General features: G+C 70.1%; 21 protein-coding genes and 2 tRNA genes. 7 read left to right on the forward strand and 16 right to left on the reverse strand.

Translation table 11 applies throughout. The annotated features are described in order from the left end of the window. Positions 1–69: 69 nt before the first annotated feature. The 3 genes from ACSMXX_RS23530 to ACSMXX_RS23540 all read right to left on the reverse strand — a co-directional run bounded on the left by ACSMXX_RS23530 (position 70) and on the right by ACSMXX_RS23540 (position 5349). The gene (locus ACSMXX_RS23530; protein WP_473184928.1) at positions 70–1974 is read right to left on the reverse strand and encodes an ABC transporter ATP-binding protein; all 1905 of its coding nucleotides are present in this window, start codon (positions 1972–1974) and stop codon (positions 70–72) included. Positions 1975–1988: 14 nt separating this feature from the next. Further along, a complete protein-coding gene (locus ACSMXX_RS23535; protein WP_473180682.1) occupies positions 1989–3722 on the reverse strand; it encodes an ABC transporter ATP-binding protein in 1734 nt (577 codons plus the stop codon). A gap of 220 nt (positions 3723–3942) precedes the next feature. Next, positions 3943–5349, reverse strand: a complete 1407-nt coding sequence (locus tag ACSMXX_RS23540) for an FGGY family carbohydrate kinase (RefSeq protein WP_473180683.1) — start codon at positions 5347–5349, stop codon at positions 3943–3945. 209 nt (positions 5350–5558) lie between these two features. Between ACSMXX_RS23540 and ACSMXX_RS23545 the strand changes: the two genes are divergently transcribed. Next, positions 5559–6764 (forward strand): MalY/PatB family protein, encoded by a 1206-nt coding sequence (locus tag ACSMXX_RS23545; RefSeq protein WP_473180684.1) that lies wholly within the window; start codon positions 5559–5561, stop codon positions 6762–6764. Between the two features lie 89 nt (positions 6765–6853). On the opposite strand, the gene ACSMXX_RS23550 is transcribed toward ACSMXX_RS23545, so the two are convergent. From ACSMXX_RS23550 to ACSMXX_RS23570, 5 genes are all read right to left on the reverse strand, one after another. Beyond that, a complete protein-coding gene (locus ACSMXX_RS23550) occupies positions 6854–7384 on the reverse strand; it encodes a hypothetical protein (protein ID WP_473180685.1) in 531 nt (176 codons plus the stop codon). A gap of 238 nt (positions 7385–7622) precedes the next feature. Beyond that, positions 7623–8273 carry a Clp protease N-terminal domain-containing protein gene (locus ACSMXX_RS23555; protein ID WP_473180686.1) on the reverse strand — a complete coding sequence of 217 codons (651 nt, stop codon included), beginning with the start codon at positions 8271–8273 and terminating at the stop codon, positions 7623–7625. A gap of 6 nt (positions 8274–8279) precedes the next feature. Then, positions 8280–8504 carry a hypothetical protein gene (locus tag ACSMXX_RS23560; protein WP_473180687.1) on the reverse strand — a complete coding sequence of 75 codons (225 nt, stop codon included), beginning with the start codon at positions 8502–8504 and terminating at the stop codon, positions 8280–8282. 359 nt (positions 8505–8863) lie between these two features. Then, positions 8864–8937: transfer RNA gene (locus ACSMXX_RS23565), tRNA-Ile, on the reverse strand. A 187-nt stretch (positions 8938–9124) separates the two neighbouring features. Continuing rightward, positions 9125–9197, reverse strand: a tRNA-Asn gene (locus tag ACSMXX_RS23570). A gap of 158 nt (positions 9198–9355) precedes the next feature. On the opposite strand from ACSMXX_RS23570, the gene ACSMXX_RS23575 reads away from it, so the two are divergent. Next, positions 9356–9655, forward strand: a complete 300-nt coding sequence (locus tag ACSMXX_RS23575; RefSeq protein WP_473180688.1) for a YtxH domain-containing protein — start codon at positions 9356–9358, stop codon at positions 9653–9655. A gap of 117 nt (positions 9656–9772) precedes the next feature. Here the strand turns inward: ACSMXX_RS23575 and ligD are convergent, their stop codons facing one another. Continuing rightward, complete coding sequence (ligD, locus tag ACSMXX_RS23580) at positions 9773–10663, reverse strand: non-homologous end-joining DNA ligase (protein ID WP_473180689.1); 891 nt, start codon at positions 10661–10663, stop codon at positions 9773–9775. 30 nt (positions 10664–10693) lie between these two features. Here ligD and ku point away from each other — a divergent pair, with 30 nt between their 5' ends. The 3 genes from ku to ACSMXX_RS23595 all read left to right on the forward strand — a co-directional run bounded on the left by ku (position 10694) and on the right by ACSMXX_RS23595 (position 13721). Continuing rightward, entirely contained in the window at positions 10694–11872 is a 1179-nt protein-coding gene (ku, locus tag ACSMXX_RS23585) for a non-homologous end joining protein Ku (protein WP_473180690.1), read from the forward strand. A gap of 140 nt (positions 11873–12012) precedes the next feature. Then, positions 12013–12777, forward strand: coding sequence for an IclR family transcriptional regulator (locus ACSMXX_RS23590; protein ID WP_473180691.1), 765 nt, complete (start codon positions 12013–12015; stop codon positions 12775–12777). Positions 12778–12836: 59 nt separating this feature from the next. Beyond that, the gene (locus tag ACSMXX_RS23595; RefSeq protein ID WP_473180692.1) at positions 12837–13721 is read left to right on the forward strand and encodes an SMP-30/gluconolactonase/LRE family protein; all 885 of its coding nucleotides are present in this window, start codon (positions 12837–12839) and stop codon (positions 13719–13721) included. A gap of 119 nt (positions 13722–13840) precedes the next feature. On the opposite strand, the gene ACSMXX_RS23600 is transcribed toward ACSMXX_RS23595, so the two are convergent. Then, complete coding sequence (locus ACSMXX_RS23600) at positions 13841–14314, reverse strand: MarR family winged helix-turn-helix transcriptional regulator (RefSeq protein WP_473180693.1); 474 nt, start codon at positions 14312–14314, stop codon at positions 13841–13843. 90 nt (positions 14315–14404) lie between these two features. Here ACSMXX_RS23600 and ACSMXX_RS23605 point away from each other — a divergent pair, with 90 nt between their 5' ends. Then, positions 14405–15433 (forward strand): NADP-dependent oxidoreductase, encoded by a 1029-nt coding sequence (locus ACSMXX_RS23605; RefSeq protein WP_473180694.1) that lies wholly within the window; start codon positions 14405–14407, stop codon positions 15431–15433. Between the two features lie 157 nt (positions 15434–15590). Continuing rightward, positions 15591–16019, forward strand: coding sequence for an organic hydroperoxide resistance protein (locus ACSMXX_RS23610; protein ID WP_473180695.1), 429 nt, complete (start codon positions 15591–15593; stop codon positions 16017–16019). A gap of 119 nt (positions 16020–16138) precedes the next feature. On the opposite strand, the gene mmsB is transcribed toward ACSMXX_RS23610, so the two are convergent. The 6 genes from mmsB to ACSMXX_RS23640 form a co-directional block, all read right to left on the reverse strand. Next, positions 16139–17389, reverse strand: a complete 1251-nt coding sequence (gene mmsB / locus ACSMXX_RS23615) for a multiple monosaccharide ABC transporter permease (RefSeq protein WP_473180696.1) — start codon at positions 17387–17389, stop codon at positions 16139–16141. Positions 17390–17398: 9 nt separating this feature from the next. After that, positions 17399–19003 carry a multiple monosaccharide ABC transporter ATP-binding protein gene (mmsA, locus tag ACSMXX_RS23620; protein WP_473184929.1) on the reverse strand — a complete coding sequence of 535 codons (1605 nt, stop codon included), beginning with the start codon at positions 19001–19003 and terminating at the stop codon, positions 17399–17401. A 59-nt stretch (positions 19004–19062) separates the two neighbouring features. After that, the gene (gene chvE / locus ACSMXX_RS23625) at positions 19063–20280 is read right to left on the reverse strand and encodes a multiple monosaccharide ABC transporter substrate-binding protein (protein ID WP_473180697.1); all 1218 of its coding nucleotides are present in this window, start codon (positions 20278–20280) and stop codon (positions 19063–19065) included. 3 nt (positions 20281–20283) lie between these two features. Then, positions 20284–21291 carry a hypothetical protein gene (locus ACSMXX_RS23630; protein WP_473180698.1) on the reverse strand — a complete coding sequence of 336 codons (1008 nt, stop codon included), beginning with the start codon at positions 21289–21291 and terminating at the stop codon, positions 20284–20286. Positions 21292–21458: 167 nt separating this feature from the next. Beyond that, on the reverse strand, positions 21459–22511 hold the full coding sequence (locus tag ACSMXX_RS23635; RefSeq protein WP_473180699.1) for a zinc-dependent alcohol dehydrogenase: 1053 nt from the start codon (positions 22509–22511) through the stop codon (positions 21459–21461). Continuing rightward, a complete protein-coding gene (locus tag ACSMXX_RS23640; RefSeq protein WP_473180700.1) occupies positions 22508–23677 on the reverse strand; it encodes a mandelate racemase/muconate lactonizing enzyme family protein in 1170 nt (389 codons plus the stop codon). Before ACSMXX_RS23640 ends, ACSMXX_RS23635 begins: the two co-directional genes overlap by 4 nt. Positions 23678–23720: the final 43 nt, after the last annotated feature.

A 23720-nucleotide genomic window follows, 5' to 3' on the forward strand; every position in this document is an offset into this window, starting at 1 on the left:
GGAGGGGCAGCCGTGCGTAGGGGCGGCCGGGCGTCCGACCGACGGACGAACGGCCACCCGGCGCCCCGCTCAGTCGACTTCGGCGACCGCTTCGGCGAACTGCGCCTGGTACAGACGGGCGTAGGCCCCGTCCGCCGCCAGCAGTTCGCCGTGCGAGCCCTGCTCGACGATCGACCCGCTCTCCATCACCAGGATCACGTCCGCGTCCCGGATCGTGGAGAGCCGGTGCGCGATGACGAAGCTCGTACGGCCGTGCGCCAGCCGCGCCATGGCCTGCTGGATGAGCACTTCGGTGCGGGTGTCGACCGAACTGGTCGCCTCGTCCAGTACGAGGATGACCGGGTCGGAGAGGAAGGCCCGTGCGATGGTGATCAGTTGCTTCTCGCCGGCGCTGACGCCCGTGCCGTCCTCGTCGAGGACCGTGTCGTAGCCCTCGGGCAGGGTGCGGATGAAGCGGTCGGCGTGTGCCGCGCGCGCCGCCTCCTCGACCTGTTCGCGGCTCGAACTCTGCGCTCCGTAGGCGATGTTCTCCGCGATGGTGCCGCCGAAGAGCCATGCGTCCTGGAGGACCATGCCCACGCGGGAGCGCAGGTCCTCGCGGTTCATCGCGGCGGTGTCCGTGCCGTCCAGCAGGATCCGGCCGCCGCGCACCTCGTAGAAGCGCAGCAGCAGATTGACGAGGGTGGTCTTGCCCGCACCCGTCGGGCCCACGATCGCGACGGTGCTGCCCGGCTCGACCGTGAGCGACAGATCCTCGATGAGGGGGCGCTCCGCCTCGTATCGGAAGGAGACGCGGTCCAGTTCGACACGGCCGCGCACCTGCGCCGGACGTGCCGGGAGTGCCGGGTCCGGCGACTGTTCCTCCGCGTCGAGTACCTCGAACACGCGCTCCGCCGAGGCGACCCCGGACTGCACCATGTTCGCCATGGAGGCGACTTGGTTGAGCGGCTGGCTGAACTGCCGCGAATACTGCACGAACGCCTGTACGTCGCCTATCGACAGCGCGCCCGAGGCGACCCGCAGACCGCCGGCGACCGCGACCAGCACGTAGTTGAGGTTCGCGACGAACATCATCGCCGGCTGCATGATGCCGCTGACGAACTGTGCCTTGTAACCGGCGTGGTACAGCGCCTCGTTGTGCTCGCGGAAGGCCGCCGCCGACTCCTCCTGCCGCCCGAAGACCTTCACCAGCGTGTGCCCGGTGTACATCTCCTCGACGTGGGCGTTCAGCTTCCCGGTGTCGGACCACTGCCGCACGAACTGCGGCTGTGCCCGCTTGCCCAGGCGCGTGGCCACCAGCAGGGACAGCGGCACCGTGACGATCGCGACCAGCGCCAGCAGCGGTGAGATCCAGAACATCATCACCAGCACACCGGCCACCGTGAGCAGGGAGTTGACGATCTGTCCCATGGTCTGCTGCAGGGTCTGGCCGATGTTGTCGATGTCGTTCGTGACGCGGCTGAGAACCTCGCCGCGGGTCTGCCTGTCGAAGTACGACAGCGGCAGCCGTGAGAGCTTCTCCTCCACCTGCTCCCGCAGCCGGAAGACGGTCCGGTTGATCGCCCGCACCGACAGCCGCCCGCTCACCAGCATCATCAGCCCCGCTGCCGCGTACACCGCGAGCACCAGCAGCAGTACGTGGCCGAGCGCGCCGAAGTCGATGCCCTGGCCCGGGGTGAAGTCCGTGCCGGAGAGCATGTCGGCGACGCCGGAGTCCCCTTCGGCGCGCATGCGCTCCAGCACCTGCTCGCGGCTGACGCCGTCCGGTAGCCGCTCGCCGACGAAGCCCGCGAAGATCAGGTCGGTGGCGTCGCCGAGCATCTTCGGCCCGACCACGCTGAAGCCCACGCCGACCAGGCCGAACGCCACCATCCCGTTGAGCGCGGCCCGTTCGGGGCGGAACTGACCGAGCAGGCGTTTCGCCGATCCGCGGAAGTCGTCGGAGCGCCGGGGCGGTGCCCCGACGCCGGGCATCCGGCCGTGCCCGCTCACGCCGCCTCCTCCTCGGTCAGCTGGGAGAGCACGATCTCCCGGTACGTGTCGTTGCCGTCCATCAGTTCGTGGTGCCGGCCCGAGCCGGCCACCCGGCCCTCGTCGAGTACGAGGATCCGGTCGGCGTCGCGGATCGTGGAGACCCGCTGGGCGACGATGAGGACCGTCGCGTCCGCGGTCCTGTGGGCGAGGGCCGTGCGCAGCGCCGCGTCCGTCGCGTAGTCGAGAGCGGAGAAGGAGTCGTCGAAGAGATATATCTCCGGGCGGTGCACCAGCACCCGTGCGATGGCAAGCCGTTGACGCTGACCACCGGAGACGTTGTTGCCGCCCTGGCCGATCCGTGCCTCCAGCCCGCCGTCCATCGCCGCGACGAACTCCCGCGCCTGCGCGGTCTCCAGGGCCTCCCACAGCTCCTCGTCGGTGGCGTCGGGGCGTCCGTAGCGCAGATTCGAGGCGACAGTGCCGGAGAAGAGGTACGGATGCTGCGGCACCAGCCCCACCGTCCTTGCGAGCAGCCGCGTATCGACCGTCCGTACGTCCTCGCCGCCGACCAGTACGGCACCCTCGGTCACGTCGAACAGTCGCGGCAGCAGGCTCAGCAGCGTCGACTTGCCACTGCCCGTCGAGCCGATCACCGCCGTCGTCTCGCCCGGCAGCGCCAGCAGATCCACGTCCTGCAGCACGGGTGCCTCCGCGCCCGGATAGCGGAAGCCCGCGCCCCGCAGCTCCAGGACTCCGTGGCCGCGCAGTGCCCGTACGGGCGCGGCAGGCGGCACCACGCTCGAAGAGGTGTCGAGCACCTCCGTGATGCGGTCCGCGCACACCTCCGCGCGCGGAACCATCATGAACATGAAGGTGGCCATCATCACGGACATCACGATCTGCATCAGGTACGCCAGGAACGCCGTGAGCGCCCCGATCTGCATCCCGCCGCTGTCGACGCGGTGCGCGCCGTACCAGACGACCACGACGCTGGAGACGTTCACGACCGTCATCACGGTCGGGAACATCAGCGCCATCAGCCGCCCGGCGCGCAGCTGCACATCCGTGAGGCCGCTGTTGTGCTCGTGGAACCGCCGCTGCTCGTACTCGTCCTTGACGAAGGCCCGGATGACGCGGATGCCGCCGATCTGCTCACGCAGCACCCTGTTCACACCGTCGAGGCGCTCCTGCATGGTGCGGAAGAGCGGACGCATCCGCCGCACGATCAGGCCGACCAGCACCGCCAGCACCGGCACGACGCCGAGCAGCACCGACGAGAGCGGCACGTCCTGGTCCAGCGCCAGCACGATGCCGCCGACGCACATGATCGGCGCCGAGACCATCAGCGTGAAGGTCGTCAGCACCAGCATCTGCACCTGCTGGACGTCGTTGGTGGTGCGGGTGATCAGGGACGGGGCGCCGAAGTGCCCCACCTCGCGCGAGGAGAACGTCTGCACGCGGTCGAAGACCCTCGCCCTGATGTCACGGCCGGCGGCCGAGGCGGTGCGCGCAGCGAAGAGCACGGCACCGATATTGCATACGACCTGGGCGAGGGAGACGCCGAGCATGACGGCGCCGTAGCGGAGGATGTAGCCGGTGTCGCCGAGCACGACACCGTTGTCGATGATGTCGGCGTTGAGCGTGGGGAGATAGAGCGTCGCGGACGTCTGCACCAGCTGCAGCAGCACCAGCACGGTGATCGGGCGCCGGTACGGGCGCAGATGCTCGCGGAGCAGACGTATCAGCACAAAGGTCCCCCGTGCGGAAAAGAAGATCGATCGAGATCGATAGCCGCCGACCGACACTACTGGTGGGTCGAGTGCTGCGCATTCCCATTTCGGGTGGCTTCATTTTCGGGCGGTCCCACGGTGCGCGCCCCCAACTCCGGGCAAAGACCGGGCTGATCGCTGCCGGCTGAATCCGGCCCCGGTTCTCGCTGTGCCGGGCCCGGGCCGCCGTCCCCGGCCGTCAGACGCCGAACGCCCCGGGGTGGGTCTCCTCGCGAACGGTCACGTACTGCTGCCGTACCGCCTGCCCTGCGGCCAGCTCGTCGCCCGGCTCGAAGACCTCGCACTCCGCGGCCGGCCACTGCGGCGGGTGTGCGCCGCCCTTGAGGGCCCAGGCCGCCTGCCGAGCGGCGCCGATCGCGGTGTAGTCGGCGGGGAGAGGCACCACGACGTGGGTGCCGAAGAGGGCGGGCGCACAATCCTGCACGGCGGGCAGGCCCGCGGCCGGGCCGAGCAGGAAGAGTCTTCGTACCTGTACGCCTCTGGCGCGCAGCACGTCCAGCGCGTCGGCGAGCCCGCACAGCATCCCCTCGACGGCCGCCCGCGCCAGATGCTCGGGCTTCATGCTCTCGCGCCGCAGACCGTGCAGCGACCCGGCGGTGTGCGGCAGATCCGGCGTCTGCTCGCCCTCCAGATAGGGCAGCAGGACGAGTCCGTACGCGCCCGGTGTCGACCGCTGTGCCAGGTCCGAGAGTCCCTTGACGTCGGTGCCGAGCAGCTCCGCGGCGCCGCGCAGCACACGCGTCGCGTTGAGCGTGCGCACCGCCGGCATGTGCATTCCGGTGGCGTCCGCGTACGAGGTGATGGTGCCGGTGGGATCGACGAGCGCCTCGTGGTGCACGGCGAACACCGAGCCCGAGGCGCCGAGGGAGATCACCGCGTCCCCCACGTCCAGCCCCAGCCCGAAGGCCGCCGCCATCGTCTCGCCCGTACCGGCGGAGATCAGCAGCCCCTCCGGAGTGCGCCCGGCGGGCTCGGCGGGGCCGATGACCTCGGGCAGCGCGACCTGGTGGCCGAGCGCGAGCTCGACGAGATCGGGCCGGTAGGACTCCAGCGCCGCGGACCAGTAGCCGGTCCCGGACGCCTCACCGCGGTCCGTCGTACGCCGCGAAGGCCGCGCCATGAGCTGCCACACGAGCCAGTCGTGCGGCTGGAGCACCTCGGCGACACCGGCGGCCGTCTGAGGTTCGTTGCGTGCGAGCCAGCGCAGCTTGGAGACCGGATGGCCGGCCTCCGGTACGGCTCCGACGGCCTTGGCCCACGCGTGGCGGCCTCCCAGCGCATCGACCAGATCGGCGGCCGCGGGCTGTATCCGCCTGTCGTTGCCCAGCAGCGCGGACCGTACGGGATTGCCCGAGGAGTCCAGCGCAATGAGCCCCTGCTGCTGCGCGGCCACCCCGATGGCCTCGACGTCGGCGAACTGCCCGGAGCTGGCGGCCCGGCCCAGCGACATCAGCCACGACTGCGGATCGTCACGTTCCGCCGGGTGCTCCGCATGCCCGTGCTTGACGACGGCACCCGAATCCGCGTCGCAGACCATGATGCGCGTGTACTCGGCAGAGCTCTCCAGACCGGCGACTATCCCCATGGCCGAATGATGCACTACGTGCCGTGCCGCCCGGCTGCCGCCCTCGCCCCCACACGTGCCGCCGCGGTGAGCCCCTGCCCGCAGGCGCCTGACGTGGGTCCGCGGGGGGTCCGCCGCGGTCCGGTGCGCGCCGGCGGGGTCCGGGAGCGGTCCCGGTGCGGTCCGGCTGCGGTCTGCTCAAGGGAAGCGATCCGTCCTAGCGTGGTGGGGTGGACACCTGTGTGAGCAACCCGCTGCGGCAGTGCTCCCCCGACGAGCTGCGCCGCCGTACGAGCGCGAAGTGGCGGGTGCATCCCGCCGACGTGCTGCCGATGTGGATCGCGGAGATGGACGTACCGCTGGCCGGACCGGTCGCCGAGGCGCTGCACGCGGCGGTCGAGGCGGGGGACACCGGCTATGCCATGGGGGACGCCTACGTCGAGGCCCTGGACGGCTTCGCCGGGCGCCACTGGGGATGGCGAGTGCGGCCCGAGCGGGCGGCGATCGTCCCCGACGTGATGGCCGGAGTCGTCGAGGTGCTCAAGCTGATCACATCGCCCGGCGACGCCGTCGTCGTCAACTCGCCCGTCTACCCGCCCTTTTACCAGTTCGTCTCGCACATGGGCCGCCGCGTCGTGGAGGCCCCGCTGACCGCGGAGGGCAGGCTCGACATGGGCACCCTCGCCGCGGCCTTCCGCACGGGCGGGAGCGGCGGCGACGGCGGGACCGGCAGGGCGGACGGGACCGGCAGGGCGGACGGCGGCGGGCGCGTGGCGGCGTATCTGCTGTGCAGCCCCCACAACCCCACCGGCACCGTCCACACCGCGCAGGAACTCGCGGCCGTGACGGAGCTCGCCGCCGACAGCGGCGTACGCGTAGTCGCCGACGAGATCCACGCGCCGCTCGTGCTGCCCGGCGCCCGCCACGTCCCGTATCTGACGGTGCCCGGCACGGAACGCGCCTTCTCCGTCATCTCGGCGTCCAAGGCCTGGAACCTGGCCGGGCTGAAGGCGGCCATGGCGGTCGCGGGCGCCGAGTCCGCCGCGGAACTGGCCGTGATGCCGGAGGAGGTCAGCCACGGCCCCAGCCATCTGGGAGTGATCGGGCACGTCGCGGCGCTGCGGCACGGCGACGCCTGGCTGGAGGCCCTGCTCGCCGGTCTGGACGAGAACCGCCGGCTGCTGGCAGACCTGCTCAAGGAACATCTGCCGGAGGTGGGCTACCGCTCCCACGAAGGGACGTTCCTCGCCTGGCTCGACTGCCGCGCGCTGGGCCTCGGTGACGACCCGGCGGCGGCCTTCCTGCAGCGGGGCCGGGTCGCCCTCATACCCGGACCGGCCTTCGGCACCGGCGGCGCCGGACACGCGCGGCTCAACCTGGCCACGTCGCCGGAGAACCTGGAGGAGGCGGTGCGGCGGATGGCGTCGGCCGTCTGAGATGGCGCCGGCGGTACGGCAAGACGAAGCTCCCCGCACGGAGATCCGCACGGGGAGCTTCGCCGCACCCCCCAATCAGCCGAGCAGGCTCAGCAACGCTTCGACGAGGCGCCGTGGTTGGGCGTCGGGTCGCCCGCCTTGCGCACGGAACCGACGGCTGCGGTGCACTCGGGCACCGTGTCCGTGCCGTGGGACCAGAACTCCTGCTGCGTGGTGTTCGTCCAGGCCCTGCTGCCGAGGACCTCGTCCTGCGAGTAGCTGTAGACGGCCGAGGTGACGTCGTAGTCGCCGGCCGTCTTGCGGAAGCTCTCCCACACCCACACGTAGCCGTAGTTCTCCTGGCAGTCGGGCGAGTAGAACTGCTTGACCGACGCGATGGTGACGCCGCTGCGCTTGACGTACCCGGTGCTGCCGATCTGGTACGCGTCGTCGCAGACCCCGGCCACCTCGGCCAGCCTGCTGTTCGGGTTGCCCTTCGCGGACGGCGCGGTGGACTCGGCGGCGCTCCGCTCGGACGGCTTCGGTGCGGGCCCGCTGCCTGCGTAGGCGGCTCCCGCGGGGACCGTCATCATCGCGCAGGTCAGCGCGGCGATCGCGGTCTTCTTGTAACGAATGCGCATTACTCCCCCTCAAGTGCTGAAAAGCATGACTGTTCACGACAGACGAACCTTGTGGGCGATTGCCCGGAAGAATCCGACATCCAGAAAGACACCCGACACGGCCAAGGGGTTGTACGGCAACACGAAGCTCTTCGACGCCCTGCCCAACAGCGCACGCTCCGGGTGCTGTTGGTCACGGGCCCGGGTACCCCGGGCCGGGCCCCGGGACCGGCCAGTGCCCCGGAGCCGAGGCCGTGCCTCACGCCGCGGAGCGCAGATCCGCCAGTACGAGATCGCGCATCTCCTTCGGGGCCACGCCGAGTTGCTGGAACATCCCCTGCGAGATCTTGTCGTCCCCGCGCAGCAGCGCGAGTACGACGTGCTCCGTGCCGATACTCCTGTCCTTGCGTGCGATCGCTTCCCGCAGCGAGAGTTCCAGCGCCTTCTTCGCCCGCCCGGTGAAGCGGATGTGTCCCGACGGGCCGGGAGCGGCGTCCGGGAGGCCCAAGCTGCCCCGGCTCTCCCGCCGTCCACGCTTCATGAAGCGGCGCCCGCGCCGCCGTCCTGTTTCCGGATCGCTCACCGGTGTGTCCAACGCGCCGTCGCCGAAGGCACCTTCGGCTCGCCGGCGGATCTCGTCCAGGTCGATCCCGAAGGCCTTGAGCGCCTCCGCGTCCTCAGGGCCCAGCGCGTCACCGTCCGCGCCCCCGACCACGCTGGAGACGGCGGCCCGGCAGCTCTCCGCGCTGACTCCGAGCCGTACGAGCGTCGCGGTCCCCGGCTGGTCGGGCCGGCGCAGTGCGGCGAGCAGCAGGTGCTCCGTGCCGACCCAGTCGTGGCCGAGGCTCCGCGCCTCCTCCTGTGCGTCCACGACGACCTGCCGTGCCGGCCGGCTGAAACGTTCGAACATCGCCGCCTACCTCCTCGCGTGCTTCTTGTGTACGGCCTGCCTGCTCACGCCGAGCGCGGCCCCGATCTCGTCCCAGGACCAGCCCTGGGCGCGTGCGCTGTCGACCTGCAGCGCCTCCAGGCGCTCGGTCAGCCGCCGCAGCGCGGCGACGGCGCGCAGTCCTACGCGCGGATCGCGGTGCAGGGCGGCCTCGGCTGTATCCACTGCTTCTCGTGCGTCCGATGCGGCCATGATGTCAACCTAGGATGACAAGCGGGATCTGTCAACCGACATTGACAGACTGCCTGTGCCGGGATTCGCCGTGCGAGGGGGCGTGAAGACGTAGGCGGGCCCAGGCCCTGCCCGGTGATCGGGTCGCCGGTGCAAGGCCGTTGAGGAGTGTGGGTGCGGTGGCGGAGCCCCCGCCCTGCGTGGCGGAGTCGCGTAATGACAAAGAGGGCGACCGTGGTCCGCGCCGCGGACACGCGTCGGCCTCGCGAGTGTGGGGGGGGGTGCGGGTGGCGGAGCCCCCGCACTGCGTGGCGGAGTCGCGTAATGACAAAGAGGGCGACCGTGGTCCGCGCCGCGGACACACGTCACCCTCGCGCTCGTGGGGCGGGTGGGACTCGAACCCACGGCCGACGGATTATGAGTCCGCTGCTCTAACCGGCTGAGCTACCGCCCCGTTCGCCCGGCCACGCACATGTGTGCGCGCCGCGTCTGCCGCAGCATAGCTGCTCATACGATCTCCCGCCCCTGCCGGGTGGTGCCGTACGGGAGGGAGGACTTCGAGCACCCGGTGATCGGTTCCCGCCCGCCCCAACGGACTTGTCCGGCAAAGAAAAAGAGCCCCGGGGAGGGCTCTTTCGGTGCTCCCGCGACTGGACTCGAACCAGTAACCTGCCGGTTAACAGCCGGCTGCTCTGCCGATTGAGCTACACGGGAATGGGCTGCTCGGACGCGCCCACTTGGTCATGGACGGCGCTCCCTTGCCGCGGGCAATACATTAGCGCATGCCAGGGGGTACTCCGAAATCGGTATCGGTTCGGCTACGCGCCGCCGGGTAACCGATGAACCGAGAGATCCGAGAGAAGGGTGGAGCCATGCGCTACCGGCTCACGTTCGTCGCTGGACTCGCTGTCGGGTACGTGTTCGGTACGCGTGCCGGCCGCGAGCGTTACGAGCGGCTGCGGCAGACGGCACAGCGGCTGGCCGAGAACCCCGCCGTGCGCAACGCGACCGAAAGCGCGGCCCAGAGCGGCCGTGAAGCCGCCGCGAAAGCGGCGGGTGTCGTGACGGAGAAGGTCGGGCACCGGCTGCCGGAGTCGGTCAACGAGCGGGTGCGCTCGCTCCGCGACCACAGAACACCTCTGGACGACGACTGGGGCACCAGTACCAAGTAGCCCAGTACCAACTAGCCCCGTACGAGGCGCGCGAGGGCGGGCTCCGGAGTATCTTCCGGAGCCCGCCCTCGCTGTGCGTACGCAGGGCCCGGCCCCGCCGCCCGGACCGGGGCGTACTCAGGAGCCCGGAAGCGGACGGACCAGTCCGGGATCGAGCAGCGGCGCCATCAGATCCCCCTTGTTCTCCAGCCGCAGCGGCAGCTGGTCGGCGAGGAAGACGAGTTCGTCCGCCGTCCGCGCCGCCGTCAGCTCGTCCCAGGTGAGCGGAGTGGAGATGCTGGGCCGCTGCTTGGCGCGGAGGGTGTAGGGGGCGGCGGTGGTTTTGGCGGCGGCGTTCTGCGAGTGGTCGACGAAGACCTTGCCGGGGCGCAGCGCCTTGGCCATCTTGCTCAGTGCCAGGTCGGGCATCGCCGCCTCGGCCTCCATCGCGATCTTCTTCGCGTACGCGGACACGGACGAGGACGCGGTGACCTCGATCGGTGCCAGCAGATGCAGCCCCTTGCCGCCGGAGGTCTTCGGGAGCACAGTGATGTCGTCCGACGCCAGCCGCTCGCGCAGCCACAGCGCGACGGTGCGGCACTCGAGGACGCCGGCTCCCGGGCCGGGGTCGAGGTCGAATACGAGCCGGTCCGCCCGGACCTCGTGTTCGACGCGCCACTGAGGGGTGTGCAGCTCCAGTCCGGCGAGGTTCGCCGCCCAGACGAGGGTGGCGAGATCGTGGATGAGCACCTGGTGCAGCGGGGTGCTGCTGACCTCGGTGATCTCGCGGACGGTCACCCAGTCGGGGGCGCCGGGCGGCACGTTCTTGGCGAAGAAGGCTGTGGAGTCCACGCCGTCGGGATACCGCAGAAAGGAGACGGGGCGCCCTCGCAGATGGGGGAGGAGCGCCTCGGCGACGGTCACGTAATAGTGCAGTGCCTCACCTTTGGTGAATCCGGTGGCCGGATAGAGCACCTTGTCGAGATTGCTGAGAGCGAGACGGCGGCCCTCGACCTCCGTGTACGGCATACCCTGAGAGTCCCATAGAAGGGACGAACCATGCGATCCATCTGGAAAGGTTCCATTTCCTTCGGGCTGGTCTCCATACCGATCAAGGTGGTTTCGGCCACCGAGAGCCACAGCGTCTCCTTCCACCAGGTGCACACGACCGACGGCGGACGCATCCGCTACCGCAAGGTGTGCGAACTGGAGGAGCAGGAGGTGCCGCGGGAGGAGATCGGCAAGGGGTTCGAGACCGGCGACGGGACGACCGTGCAGCTCACGGACTCCGACCTTGCCGCGCTGCCGCTGCCGACCGCGAAGACCGTGGAGATACTCGGCTTCGTCCCCGCCGAGGAAGTGGACCCGATCCAGCTCGACCGCTCGTACTACCTGGCGGGCGACGGCCGCTCCGCGACCAAGCCGTACGCCCTGCTGCGGGAGGCGCTGAAGCGCTCGGGGAAGGTGGCCGTCGGCAAGCTGGCGATGCGGGGCCGGGAGAGCCTGGGTCTGCTGCGCGTGTACGAGGACGTGCTCGCCCTGCACACGATGCTCTGGCCGGAGGAGATCCGGTCCGTGAGCGGTGTCGCGCCCGAGGAGGACGTCACGATCCGCGAGGCGGAGCTGGATCTCGCGGACACCCTGATGGAGACGCTCGGCGAGCTGGACTGGTCGGAGCTGCACGACGAGTACAGGGAAGCGGTGGAACAACTCGTCAACGCCAAGATCGAGGGCGTCGACACGGCCGCGGCGGGCAAGGAGGCCGCGGCTGCCACCGGCAAGGGGCAGGTCGTGGACCTGATGGCGGTGCTGGAGAGCAGCGTGCAGGCCGCCCGGCAGTCCCGCAGGGAAGGCGGCGGGGGCGCTGCGGCCGGAGGCGGGGGAGCGGCGGCGGCCTCGGAGGCAACCGTTCATGAGCTGTCGAGGCAGCGCGGGGCGAAGAAGGCGGGCGGCAAGGCGGCGGCCAAGGCGCCGGCGAAGAAGCCCGCGGCGAAGGCGACGGCGAAGCAGGCGTCCGCGGGGAAGAAGGCCGCCGCGAAGGCGACGGCGAAGACGACTGCGAAGACGACGGGGAAGAAGACCGCCGCGAAGACGACGGCGAAGACGACGTCCGCGGGGAAGAAGGCCGCCGGGGCGAAGAAGCCCGCGGCGAAGGCGCCCGCGAAGAAGACAGTCGCCAAGAAGCCGGCGGCGAAGTCCACAGCGAAGAAGGCAGCCCGCACGCGGAAGTCCGCGTAGCGGCGCGGCCCCGCGGCCGGAGCGTCCGGCTCCGGAGCATTGTCCGCCCGTGAAGCCGTGACTAGTCTGTTCGCGATGCCGACCGCTTGTCGGTATTTCGAACTGACGGTAACGACGCGAGCAAGGGGAGGGCGGGTGACATGGGTCGTCTCGTACCGGCCGTGACCAGGGCGCTGGACGTGCTGGAACTCTTCCTCGACTCCGACGGCACCCTCTCCGCCCCGGAGATCACCCGCAAGCTGCAGCTGCCCCGTACGACGGTCCACGAGCTGGTGACCACGCTCACCGCCCGCAGCTATCTGGAACAACCGCCGGACCAGCCGGGACGCTACCGGCTGGGCGTGCGCGGCTATCAGCTGGGCAGCCGCTACGCCGAGCAGCTCGACCTGGCCGCCGAGGGGCAGCGGGTGGCGCGCAGCGTCGCCGACACGTGCGACGAGACCGTGCACGTGGCCGTCCTCGAAGGCCCCGACGTCATCTACATCGCAAAGGTCGACAGCACACACGCGGTGCGCATGGTCTCGGCCGCGGGACGCCGGCTTCCCGCACACTGCACGTCCGTGGGGAAGATGCTGCTCGCGTCGCTGCCCGAGGAGGAACTGGAGGCGACGCTCGCCGGCAGCGGGCCGCTCGCGGCGATGACGCCCGACTCGATCACCTCCCCCGGGGAGCTGCGCAAAGCGCTCGCGGAGGTACGCGAGCGCGGCATCGCGGTGGAGCAGCAGGAGTCCAATCCGGACGTGAGCTGTGTGGCGGCGCCCGTACGGGACTCGGGCGGGAAGGTCGTCGCCGCGCTGAGCATCTCGGTGCCGACCGTCCGCTGGAGCGAGGAGCGCCGGGCCGAGCTGGAAGGGCTGGCGGTCAAGGGGGCGGCCGAACTCTCGGGCCGTCTCGGCCACCGGTGACGGGGTAGGAAGTCACCGGTTCACGCAGACACGGACGTACCGGAGAAGGGGTGAGCGGTGTGCGCGGAAAGCCGGCGGCGGAGTTGGCGGTGGCGGTGCGGACGCAGGCCTGGCTCGGCGAGGGGCCGACCTGGGACGGCGACCGTGAGCGGCTGATATGGGTGGACATACTCAACTCCCGTGTGCACACCTTCGATCCGTCCGACGGCGCCCGTACGGTCATGGCGACGGAACAGCATGCCGGGGCGGCGAAGCCGAGGACCGGCGGCGGTCTCGTCGTCAATCTCCGTGACGGCATTGGCCTCTACGGCCCGGACGGTGCGTTCTCGTGGCTGCACCGCGAGGCCGTGCCGGGGCGGCGGGGCAACGACGCGGCGGTCGCCCCCGACGGTGCGCTGTGGGCGGGCACCATGTCGTACGGCGAACAGCCGGGCGGCGGCGACCTCAAGCGCGTGACCGGCGACGGCACGGCCGTGACGGTGCTGCCGGAGGTCACGGTCAGCAACGGCATCGGCTGGAGCCCCGACGGCTCGCTCATGTACTACATCGACACCCCGACGCGACGCGTCGACGTCTTCGACGTGCCGCCCGTGCGGGACGGTTCGTCCGGCGCGGACGTCAGCGGGAGGCGGCCGTTCGCGGAGATCGAGGAGGACGCCGGTTATCCCGACGGGCTGACGGTCGACGCCGAGGGCTGCGTGTGGGTCGCGCTCTGGGACGGCGGCGCCGTCCGCCGCTACACACCGGACGGCAGGCTGGACCGTACGGTCGCGGTGCCCGTCCCGCGTCCGACGGCCTGCGCCTTCGGCGGAACGGATCTGCGGGACCTGTACGTGACGACCGCGAGCGTGGGAGCGGATCCGGCGGCGCACCCTCTCGCGGGATCGCTGCTGGTGCTGCCCGGGGCCGGCCAAGGGCTGCCGCAGCCGGCCTTCGACGGCTGACCTGACCCTCGTGACTGCGGCACCCTCGTGACTGCGGCACCCTCGTTACGGCGGCACCCTCGCTACGGCGACGGGCGACCTGCCCCGGCGACCTGATCCTTGCCCCTCGCCGGGGGCGGTCAGGCGCCTTCCGTGGCCTCTTCGCCGAGCATGCGCTGCAACAGGTCACGCAGCACGGTCCGTTCGTCCGGGGTCAGGCCGGCCAGCGGCTCACGGGCGAAGTCGAGCGCGGCGCGCAGCCGGTGGGCCATGTCGACGCCGTCCTCCGTGGCCGCCGCGAGCTTGACCCGGCGGTCCGCGGGATCGGGGCGGCGCACCGCCAGGCCGCGCGATTCGAGGCGGTCCACAATCCCCGTCACGTTCGACGGCTCGCACTTCAGCTCGCGGGCGACCTGACGCATCGGCGTCGGTTCGCGCGCCAGCAGGGCGAGAACGCGGGCCTGGGCGCCGGTCAGCGAATGACCGGCCGCCGCGAGCTCGTACTCCTCGTGGTAGCGCGCGACGACCGAGCCGATCAGGTCGACGACCTCGCGCGTGACGGGGTCCGGGTCGAGTTTGCGGGTACTGGTACCGGCAGTTGTGTGGGGGGTCATAGGGGGAGTCTAGCTGTTTGCTTGACAACATGAAATATCAAGGTGCAAGGTTGTTTCAGTACATGAAACATATCTCCGAGAGGCCCCCACATGAGCTCGTCCGAATCGCTCCCCACGACCGGTCGCGAATGGCACCTCGTATCCCGGCCCCAAGGCTGGCCGGTGCCCGGTGACTTCGCGCTGCGTGAAGGACCCGTCGTGGCGCCCGGCGAGGGGCAGATCCTCGTCCGGAACCTGCATCTCTCCGTCGACCCGTACATGCGCGGCCGGATGAACGATGTGAAGTCCTACGTGCCGCCCTTCCAGCTCGACGAGCCGATGACCGGCGGAGCGGTCGGCATCGTCGTGGCGTCGAAGGCTGAGGGGTTCGCCCCCGGCGACCATGTACTGCACGACCTGGGCTGGCGGGAGTATGCGACGCCCAAGGCCAAGCACGTTACCAAGGTCTCGGCCGAACTCGCCCCGCTGACCAGCTACTTGGGCGTCCTGGGCATGCCCGGCCTCACGGCGTACGCGGGGCTGCTGGAGGTGGCCTCGATGAAGAAGGGCGACGCCGTCTTCGTCTCCGGTGCAGCGGGCGCCGTCGGCAGCGAGGTCGGGCAGATCGCGAAGCTCAAGGGCGCGTCGCGGGTGATCGGCAGTGCCGGGTCGGACGAGAAGGTCCGTGTGCTCACCGAGGAGTACGGCTTCGACGCGGCGTTCAACTACAAGGCGGGGCCCGTGGCGGAGCAGCTCAAGGAGGCCGCCCCGTCCGGCATCGACGTCTACTTCGACAACGTCGGCGGGGAGCACCTGGAAGCGGCCATCGGCAGGCTCAATGTGCACGGCCGCGCCGCGATCTGCGGCATGATCTCGCAGTACAACGCGACCGAGCCCCCCGCGGCGCCGCGGAATCTCGCGATGGTCATCGGCAAGCGGCTGCGTCTGCAGGGCCTGCTCGTGATGGACCACCAGGACCTGATGCCGCAGTTCTTCGAAGAGGTGTCGGGCTGGGTCCGCTCGGGCGAGCTGAAGTACCGCGAGACGGTCGTCGAGGGCGTGGACAACGCGGTGGACGCCTTCCTCGGGCTGCTCAAGGGCGACAACACCGGCAAGATGATCGTCACCCTCGCCGACTGACCCTTACTTTCAAGGAGTTGCCGGGCGTCTCCCGCGCGTCCGGTCGTCCGAGCCTGCGTCCGGCAGCTGCGCAGCAGTGGCCAAGCGGGGAAACGGACTCACGGTCCGGGGCGCGAGCCTCGGCCATGCCACCAACAGGGCCCCAACAGGAGGATCCATGTCCATCCAGTCCATCGACGTCAAGTACACCGCCGTGGCCACCGCCGAGGGCGGCCGCGACGGCCGCGTCGCCAGCGACGACGGCAAGATCGACGTCGTGGTCAACGCGCCCAAGGAGCTGGGCGGAAGCGGTGCGGGCACCAACCCCGAGCAGCTGTTCGCCGCCGGTTACAGCGCATGCTTCCAGAGCGCGCTCGGAGTCGTCGCCCGCAAGGAGAAGGCCGACATCTCCGGGTCGACCGTGACGGCCCGGGTCGGCATCGGCAGCACCCCCGAGGGCGGCTTCGGCCTCAAGGTCGCGCTCGAGGCGCACATACCGAACGTCGACGAGGCGACGGCGAAGGACCTGCTGGAGAAGGCGCACCAGGTCTGCCCGTACTCCAACGCCACCCGCGGCAACGTCGAGGTCAGCCTCGGCGTCGCCTGAGACGGCGGGCGCCCCGACGTCCTGTCGCGCGTGAGTCGCGCGTACGTACGGCGCCTGCACATGCCGAGGGCCGCACCCCCGACCGGGTGCGGCCCTCGGCATGTGCGGAATGACCGCTGTTAGGAGCCGACCCTGCGCTTGTTCCACACGTCGAAGCCGACGGCCGCGAGCAGCACCAGCCCCTTGATGACCTGCTGGTAGTCGGTGCCGATGCCGACCAGCGACATGCCGTTGTTGAGCACGCCGAGCACCAGGCCGCCGATCACGGCGCCCAGCACGGTGCCGACGCCGCCGCTCATCGAGGCGCCGCCGATGAACGCCGCGGCGATGGCCTCCAGTTCGAAGTTGATGCCCGCCTGCGGCGTGCCCGCGTTGAGCCGCGCCGCGTACACACATCCCGCGAGCGCGGCCAGCACGCCCATGTTCACGAACACCAGGAAGGTGACCCGCTTGTCCTTCACACCGGAGAGCTTGGCCGCGGCCTTGTTGCCGCCCAGTGCGTAGACATGACGGCCGACGACGGCGTTGCGCATCACGAATCCCAGGCCGATGAGCAGGACACACATGATGAGCAGCACCACCGGCACGCCGTGGTAGCTGGCCAGCGTCAGCGTGAAGGCCACCACCGCCGCCACGATCGCCGTGCACTTGAGCACCCACAGATTGAACGGCAGCACCTCCAGCTCGTACGCCAACTGCCGCCGCCTGTCCCGCCATTCCTGGACGAGTACGAACGCGATGACGACGAGCCCGATGAGCAGAGTGGGGTTGTGGTACTGGATGTACGGGCCCATCTCCGGGATGAATCCCTGGGCGATCTCCTGGAAGCCCTTCGGGAACGGGGCGATCGACTGGCCCTCCAGCAGGATCTGCGTACCGCCGCGGAAGAGCAGCATCCCGGCGAGCGTCACGATGAAGGACGGGATGCCGACGTAGGCGATCCAGAAGCCCTGCCAGGCTCCGGCGGCGGCGCCGATCAGCAGCGAGAGCACGAGCGCGAGTACCCACGGCATGTCGTGCTTGACCATCATCACCGCCGCGGCGGCCCCCACGAACGCGGCGAGGGAGCCGACGGACAGATCGATGTGGCCGGCGATGATGACGATCATCATGCCCATGGCCAGGATCAGGATGTAGCTGTTCTGCTGGACGATGTTGGAGACGTTGTTCGGCAGCAGCAGCGAGCCGTCCGTCCATATCTGGAACAGGACGACGATGAGCGCGAGTGCGACGAGCATGCCGTACTGGCGCATGTTGTTGCGGACGGCGTTCACAAGGAGCGCCCCGGCTCCGGATGAGGCCCCGCCGGAACCGGAACCCGGGCCGGGACCGGAACCGGTGCGGTCAGGCGTGTCTGTCGGTGTCGTCATGGTCGGCCCTCAGCTCTTGTCACTCGTGCCGTCGGCGGGGGTGGTGGTGCCTGTCGTCGTCGTGCCGGTGGTCGTGCTCGTGTCCAGGGACTCGGTCATGTGCCGCATGAGGAGTTCCTGCGTGGCGTCCTCGCGCGTGACCTCGCCGGTGAGCCGCCCCGCCGACATCGTGTAGATGCGGTCGCACATGCCCAGCAGTTCGGGCAGTTCCGAGGAGATGAAGACGACGGCCTTGCCGTCCGCGGCGAGCTTGTCGATGACCGTGTAGATCTCGTACTTCGCGCCGACGTCGATCCCGCGCGTCGGCTCGTCGAGGATGAGCACCTCGGGTTCGGCGTGGATCCACTTGCTCAGGACGACCTTCTGCTGGTTTCCGCCGCTGAGGCGCTGCACCTGCTCGTGGACCGTCGGCGCCTTGATGTTCATCGACCGCCGGTAGCGCTCGGAGACCCGCCGCTCCTCGTGCTCGTCGACCACGCCGCGCCGGGTCAGGCCGCTCAGCGAGGCGAGCGAGATGTTGCGGTTGATGTCGTCGATGAGGTTGAGTCCGTAGGTCTTGCGGTCCTCCGTCACGTACGCGATGCCGTGCGAGATCGCCTCCGGCACGGTACGGGTGAGCACCTCCCGCCCCTCGACGGACACGGTTCCGCCCGCGTACTGGCCGTAGGAGCGTCCGAAGACGCTCATCGCCAACTCGGTGCGCCCGGCGCCCATCAGGCCGGCGATGCCGAGGATCTCGCCGCGCCGCACCTCCAGCGAGACGTCGTCGACGACCTTGCGCTGATGGTCGATCGGATGCCGCACCGTCCAGCCGGACACCGCCATGGCGACCTGCCCCGCGTCCTCGCCTTCGTACGGAGTGCGCGGCGGGAAGCGCTGGTCCAGATCGCGGCCGACCATGCCGCGGATGATGCGGTCCTCGGAGATCTCCGGTTCGCCGCCGGGGTGTTCGCGCACCGCGAGGGTCTCGATCGTGCGGCCGTCCCGCAGGATCGTGACGGAGTCGGCGATCTGGCGTATCTCGTTCAGCTTGTGCGAGATGACGATGCAGGCGATGCCCTGGTCGCGCAACTCCCGTATCAGTTCCAGAAGTTTGCGGCTGTCCTCGTCGTTGAGCGCGGCTGTCGGCTCGTCGAGGATCAGCAGCCGCACTTCCTTCGACAGCGCCTTCGCGATCTCCACCAACTGCTGCTTGCCGACACCTATGTCGGCGATGCGTGTCTGCGGCTTGTCCGGCAGGCCGACGCGCCTCAGCAGCGCGTCGGCGCGCCGCAGGGTCTCGCCCCAGCTGATGATGCCCCGGGTGGCGTGCTCGTTGCCGAGGAAGATGTTCTCCGCGAGGGAGAGGTAGGGCACCAGGGCGAGTTCCTGGTGGATGATGACGATGCCGCGCTGCTCGCTCGCGCGTATGTCCTTGAACGCGCAGGGCTCACCGCCGAAGAGGATCTCACCCTCGTAACTCCCGTGCGGATGCACTCCGCTGAGCACTTTCACCAGCGTCGACTTGCCCGCGCCGTTCTCGCCGCAGACCGCGTGGATCTCACCCGCACGTACCGTCAGATTGACGTCGGAGAGCGCCTTGACCCCGGGGAAGGTCTTCGTGATCCCGCGCATCTCCAGGACGGTGCCGCCGGCCGTCGCCGGCACCGGCGACGGCTGCTCTGCCGGGGCCGTCACTTGAGCTCCCCTGCCTTGTAGTAGCCGTCGTCGACGAGCCGCTGGGTGTTGGACTTGTCGATGCTCACCGGTTTCAGCAGATACGACGGCACGACCTTCTTGCCGTTGTCGTAGGTCTTGGTGTCGTTGACCTCGGGCTTCTTGCCCGTCAGCACCGCGTCGCCCATCTGCACGGCCTGCTTTGCGAGTTTGCGGGTGTCCTTGTAGACGGTCTGCGTCTGCTGCCCGCGGATGATCGACTTCACCGACGCCAGCTCGGCGTCCTGGCCGGTCACCACTGGGAGGGGCTTGTCCTTGCCGCCGTAACCGGCGCTCTTGAGCGCGGAGAGGATGCCGATGGAGATGCCGTCGTACGGGGAGAGGACGGCGTCGATGTCCTCCGAGCCGTAGTTCTTGCTCAGCAGGTCGTCCATCCGCTTCTGTGCCGTGCCGCCGTCCCAGCGCAGCGTGGTGGCCTGGTTCATCTTCGTCTGCCCGCTGCGGACCTTGAGCTGCCCCTTCTCGATGTACGGGCGCAGCACCTTCATGGCCCCGTCCCAGAAGAACTTGGTGTTGTTGTCGTCGGGCGAACCGGCGAACAGCTCGACGTCGAACTCCTCGTCCTTCTTCTCGTCGAGCTTCAGCTTGTCGACGATGTAGCCGCCCTGCAGCTCGCCGACGCGCTCGTTGTCGAAGGAGGCGTAGTAGTCGACGTTCTCGGTGCCCAGCAGAAGACGGTCGTAGGAGATGACCGGGACGTCGGCTTCCTTGGCCCGGCGCAGCACATCCGTCAGCGCGGAACCGTCGATAGCGGCGACCACGAGCAGCCGGTGCCCCTTGGCGATCATGTTCTCGATCTGGGCGACCTGGTTCTCGACCTTGTCGTCGCCGAACTGCAGGTCCGCCTTGTAGCCGGCGGCCTTGAACTGCCGTGCCATGTTCCGGCCGTCGGCTATCCAGCGTTCCGAGGACTTGGTCGGCATGGCCAGTCCGACGGTGCCGCCCTTGCCCTTCTCGGCCTTGTAGCGGCTGCCGCCCTTGGCCTCCTGGCCGCAGGCCGCCAGCGAAGCGGTCAGCAGTGCGGCGGCTGCGACCGCGGCCACCGGTGCGCTTCGCCGCCGCCGTGGCGGTGCGGGCGTCCGGGTGCGGGTGCCGTTGCGGGTGCCGGTGCCGGAGCCGGTGCCGGTGCCGGAGCCGGAACCTGTGCCGGTGCGGATGGGGGTGCGGGTTCCCATGTGTCAGTTCCTCTCGGGGAGGGGGAAACGCTGGAGTGTGCCGGGCAGTCGTGAACCCAGCGGGGACATGCCGCCGTCGGCGCCGAGCCGGGCGAGCAGATCGAGGGCGAGCCTGCCCCGCCGTACGCGCTCGCGTGCGGTGGCGAGGGTCAGGTCGCGGAGATGAGCGCCGTACGGATAGATGCCGGGCGCCTTGCTGAGACCGAACTTGAGGTAGATGGGCGCGCCCCGCCGGATCAGCTCGGCCGCCTCGTACATCCGCACATAGCCGCCCAGGTCGTCCGGCGCCTCCAGATAGAAGTCCATCGGTGCGGCGCTGACGCGGCGTATCTCGGTGATCTGCGCGAGCGTCAGATCGGACGGGATGTTGAGGGAGTCGGCCCCCAGGTGTTCGTGCACGCTGTACGCCGCCGGGTTCACCGGGCCTATGAGCGCGGACACCTTCAGCGTGGTGTCGGCGGGCAGTTCGCCGCGCGCACGCAGCCGGTGCAGCGTCCACAGCACGCCCTCGTCGGCCACCAGCAGGCAGCGCACGCCCAGTTCGGCCGCCCGCAGCGCGTCCTCGACGCAGCCGGCCACCGCGTCGTGGCCGCGGGAGCGCAGGCCGGCGCCGCCGGAGTCGGTCCGGGTGGACGCGCCGATGTCCCAGGTGCCGCGCGGGCCGGTGAAGAGGCACAGCTCGATGTCGTGCCGCGCACACGCGCCCACCATCTCGGTGATCTCCGCGTCGGTCAGCATCCATATGCCGCTGCCCTGGCTGATGCGGTGCACCGGCACGTCGAGGGCCTCCGCCTCCTTCAGTACGGCGGCGAGCGCCTCCGGCCCCTCGCAGGAGGGGACTTCGGTACGCCACGTGCCGCCGTCGGGAAAGGCGTGCGGCGAGGCGTCCGCCGGATCGGGCGCGGGAGCGCCCAGGCCCAGGGAGTCCAGGGCTGTGGCGCCGGGGCGGCGGGGGTGGTGAGGGCCGGCGGAACCGGCGGAACCGGCGGAACCGGAGGAGGGGCTGGGCACGGTGCTCCTGACGGTAGGGGGCGGGGGTGACGCTCAGGTGGTGTTGGTTTTCTGTTATCTGTCATTTGTCAGCTGTCGTCTGATGCCTGCCGCTTGCCGACGGTGCACGCCCCGGCTCCCGGTCGGTCCGCGGAGGCGCTCCCCGGGCTCAGAAGTCGAGGGCGGGCTCAGGGCTTCAGCAGCACCTTTCCGACGGCCGGATCGCCGCTGCCGACGAGGCCGATCGCCTCGCCGAAGGCCGTCAGCGGCAGTTCGTGCGTGATGAGCGGCGCGGGATCGAGCAGCCCGGAGCCGAAGGCCCGCACGGCGTACGACCACGCCGCGGACGGCGCACCGAAGACCGACCGGACCGTCAGCTGACTGACGGACAGATGGACCGGATCGATGCCCTGCGCTCCCGGCTCGAACATGCCGGTGAGCACGACCCGTCCGCCGCGCCGGGCGAGCATGCACGCGTCGTGTGCGGTGCCGGGCGCCCCCGCCGTCTCCACGACCAGGTCGTAGTCCGCCGAGCCGCCGGAGCCCCCGAGGCTGTCCTCGGCCCCGGGCGTACGGGCGTGCGTCGCGCCCATCGTCAGGGCCTGCTCCGCACGCTGCTCCCGCGGATCCACGGCCAGCAGCTCGGCGGGGGAGTGCGCCGCGAGCAGCTGCACCGCGAGCATTCCCAGCGTTCCCGTACCGAGCACGGCGATCCGCTCGCCGGCCCGCGGCTGCGCCGCCAGCACCGCCGCCGCGGCGACAGCCGCGGGTTCCAGCAGCGCGGCGGCCCGCAGATCGGCGTCGTCGGGGAGGAGATGCAGCAGCCGCGCCGGCAGTACGAGCGAATCGGCGAAGGCGCCGGGCCGGGTGAAGCCCGTCTCGTCGTAGCCGCTCGCGCAGAGGCTGGTCGCCCCTTCCCGGCAGCGGTCGCAGCGCAGACATGCGCGGAAGCCCTCAGCTACGGCCCTGCGCCCGACCAGTTGAGCATCGGCGCCCTCGCCGACGGCGTCGACGGTCCCCGCCCACTCGTGTCCTGGCGTTACCGGGTAGCGGACGTAGCCGGCGGCCCGGGTGCCGTCGTAGACCTCCCGGTCGCTGGCGCAGACCCCCGCGGCATGGACGGCGACCCGCACCTCACCGGGCCCGGGCTCCGGCTGCGGCCCGGTGACCAGCCGGTGCTCACCGGGCTTGTCGATGACGACGGACCGTACGGACGGTGCGTCCGGCGGGGCGGCCGTCATGCCCGCTCACCCCTCCCGGCCGCCGGGTCACGCCGCTCCCAGCCCTCGGCCCAGAGGTCGAACCGGGCTTGCTGCTGCGGGAATTCGGCCGCCGCGTCGGTGTCCAGCTCGACACCGAGACCGGGCGCCTCGGGCAGCTCGAAGTAGCCGTCGACGACCTGCGGCGCACCCTTGACCACCTTCTTTATCTCGGCGTCCGCGAAGTCGTTGAAGTGTTCGAGAATCTTGAAGTTCGGTGTGCAGCCCGCGAGTTGCAGGGACGCCGATGTCAGCACCGGCCCGCCCACGTTGTGCGGCGCGACCAGCGTGTAGTGAGTCTCCGCGGTGGCGGCGAGCTTCCGCGCCTCCAGGATGCCGCCGATGTGGCCCACGTCGGGCTGGATGACGTCGGCGGCCTGCGACTCGAAGAGCTCCCTGAACTCGATGCGGTCGTGGATGCGTTCGCCCGTCGCCACCGGCAGTTCCACCTTCTCCGCGACCTTGGCGAGCGCCTTGAGGTTCTCCGGCGGCACCGGTTCCTCCAGCCACGCCGGGCGGAACGGCGCCATCTCGCGGGCCAGCCGTACGGCGGTCGAGGGGCTGAAGCGTCCGTGCATCTCCAGCATCAGCTCCGCCTCCGGGCCGATCGCGTCCCGTACGGCTTCGATCAGCGACACCGCGTAGTTGGTGGCATCGTTGTCAAGCTCGAAATGGCCGGTGCCGAACGGATCGATCTTCAGGGCGCGGTAGCCGCGCTCGACCACCGCGCGGGCCGCCTTGTGATAGGCGTCGGGCGTCCGCTCGGTGGTGTACCAGCCGTTCGCGTACGCCTTGACCCGGTCGGTGACCCTGCCGCCCAGCAGCTGCCACACCGGTACGCCCAGCGCCTTGCCCTTGATGTCCCAGCACGCCATCTCGACGCAGGCGATGCCGGACATCACGATCTCCCCGGCCCGCCCGTAGTCGCCGTACTTCATCCGCCGCACCAGGTCCTCGGCCGCGAACGGGTCGGAGCCCGCGATGTGGTTGGCCTCCGCCTCGCGCAGATAGCCGAGGAGAGCGTCGGTGTGCCCGAGCATCCTGGTCTCACCGGTCCCGGTGAGCCCTTCGTCGGTATGGACCCGGACGTACGTCAGATTGCGCCAGGGTGTGCCGACGACGTGGGTAGTGATTCTGGTGATGCGCACGGCATTCGGCCCTTCACGCTGTTCGCTGTTCGAGATTTCGGCG

This window comes from Streptomyces sp. DSM 116795, from assembly GCF_055792905.1.

Bases quoted from the DNA above. Each gene is read 5' to 3' on its own strand.
- ACSMXX_RS23530 (WP_473184928.1), bottom strand. From the start codon at position 1,974: ATGCCCGGCGTCGGGGCACCGCCCCGGCGCTCCGACGACTTCCGCGGA.
- ACSMXX_RS23540 (WP_473180683.1), bottom strand. From the start codon at position 5,349: ATGGGGATAGTCGCCGGTCTGGAGAGCTCTGCCGAGTACACGCGCATC.
- ACSMXX_RS23550 (WP_473180685.1), bottom strand. From the start codon at position 7,384: ATGCGCATTCGTTACAAGAAGACCGCGATCGCCGCGCTGACCTGCGCG.
- ACSMXX_RS23555 (WP_473180686.1), bottom strand. From the start codon at position 8,273: ATGTTCGAACGTTTCAGCCGGCCGGCACGGCAGGTCGTCGTGGACGCA.
- ACSMXX_RS23560 (WP_473180687.1), bottom strand. From the start codon at position 8,504: ATGGCCGCATCGGACGCACGAGAAGCAGTGGATACAGCCGAGGCCGCC.
- ACSMXX_RS23575 (WP_473180688.1), top strand. From the start codon at position 9,356: ATGCGCTACCGGCTCACGTTCGTCGCTGGACTCGCTGTCGGGTACGTG.
- ligD (WP_473180689.1), bottom strand. From the start codon at position 10,663: ATGCCGTACACGGAGGTCGAGGGCCGCCGTCTCGCTCTCAGCAATCTC.
- ku (WP_473180690.1), top strand. From the start codon at position 10,694: ATGCGATCCATCTGGAAAGGTTCCATTTCCTTCGGGCTGGTCTCCATA.
- ACSMXX_RS23590 (WP_473180691.1), top strand. From the start codon at position 12,013: ATGGGTCGTCTCGTACCGGCCGTGACCAGGGCGCTGGACGTGCTGGAA.
- ACSMXX_RS23600 (WP_473180693.1), bottom strand. From the start codon at position 14,314: ATGACCCCCCACACAACTGCCGGTACCAGTACCCGCAAACTCGACCCG.
- ACSMXX_RS23605 (WP_473180694.1), top strand. From the start codon at position 14,405: ATGAGCTCGTCCGAATCGCTCCCCACGACCGGTCGCGAATGGCACCTC.
- ACSMXX_RS23610 (WP_473180695.1), top strand. From the start codon at position 15,591: ATGTCCATCCAGTCCATCGACGTCAAGTACACCGCCGTGGCCACCGCC.
- mmsB (WP_473180696.1), bottom strand. From the start codon at position 17,389: ATGACGACACCGACAGACACGCCTGACCGCACCGGTTCCGGTCCCGGC.
- mmsA (WP_473184929.1), bottom strand. From the start codon at position 19,003: ATGCGCGGGATCACGAAGACCTTCCCCGGGGTCAAGGCGCTCTCCGAC.
- chvE (WP_473180697.1), bottom strand. From the start codon at position 20,280: ATGGGAACCCGCACCCCCATCCGCACCGGCACAGGTTCCGGCTCCGGC.
- ACSMXX_RS23635 (WP_473180699.1), bottom strand. From the start codon at position 22,511: ATGACGGCCGCCCCGCCGGACGCACCGTCCGTACGGTCCGTCGTCATC.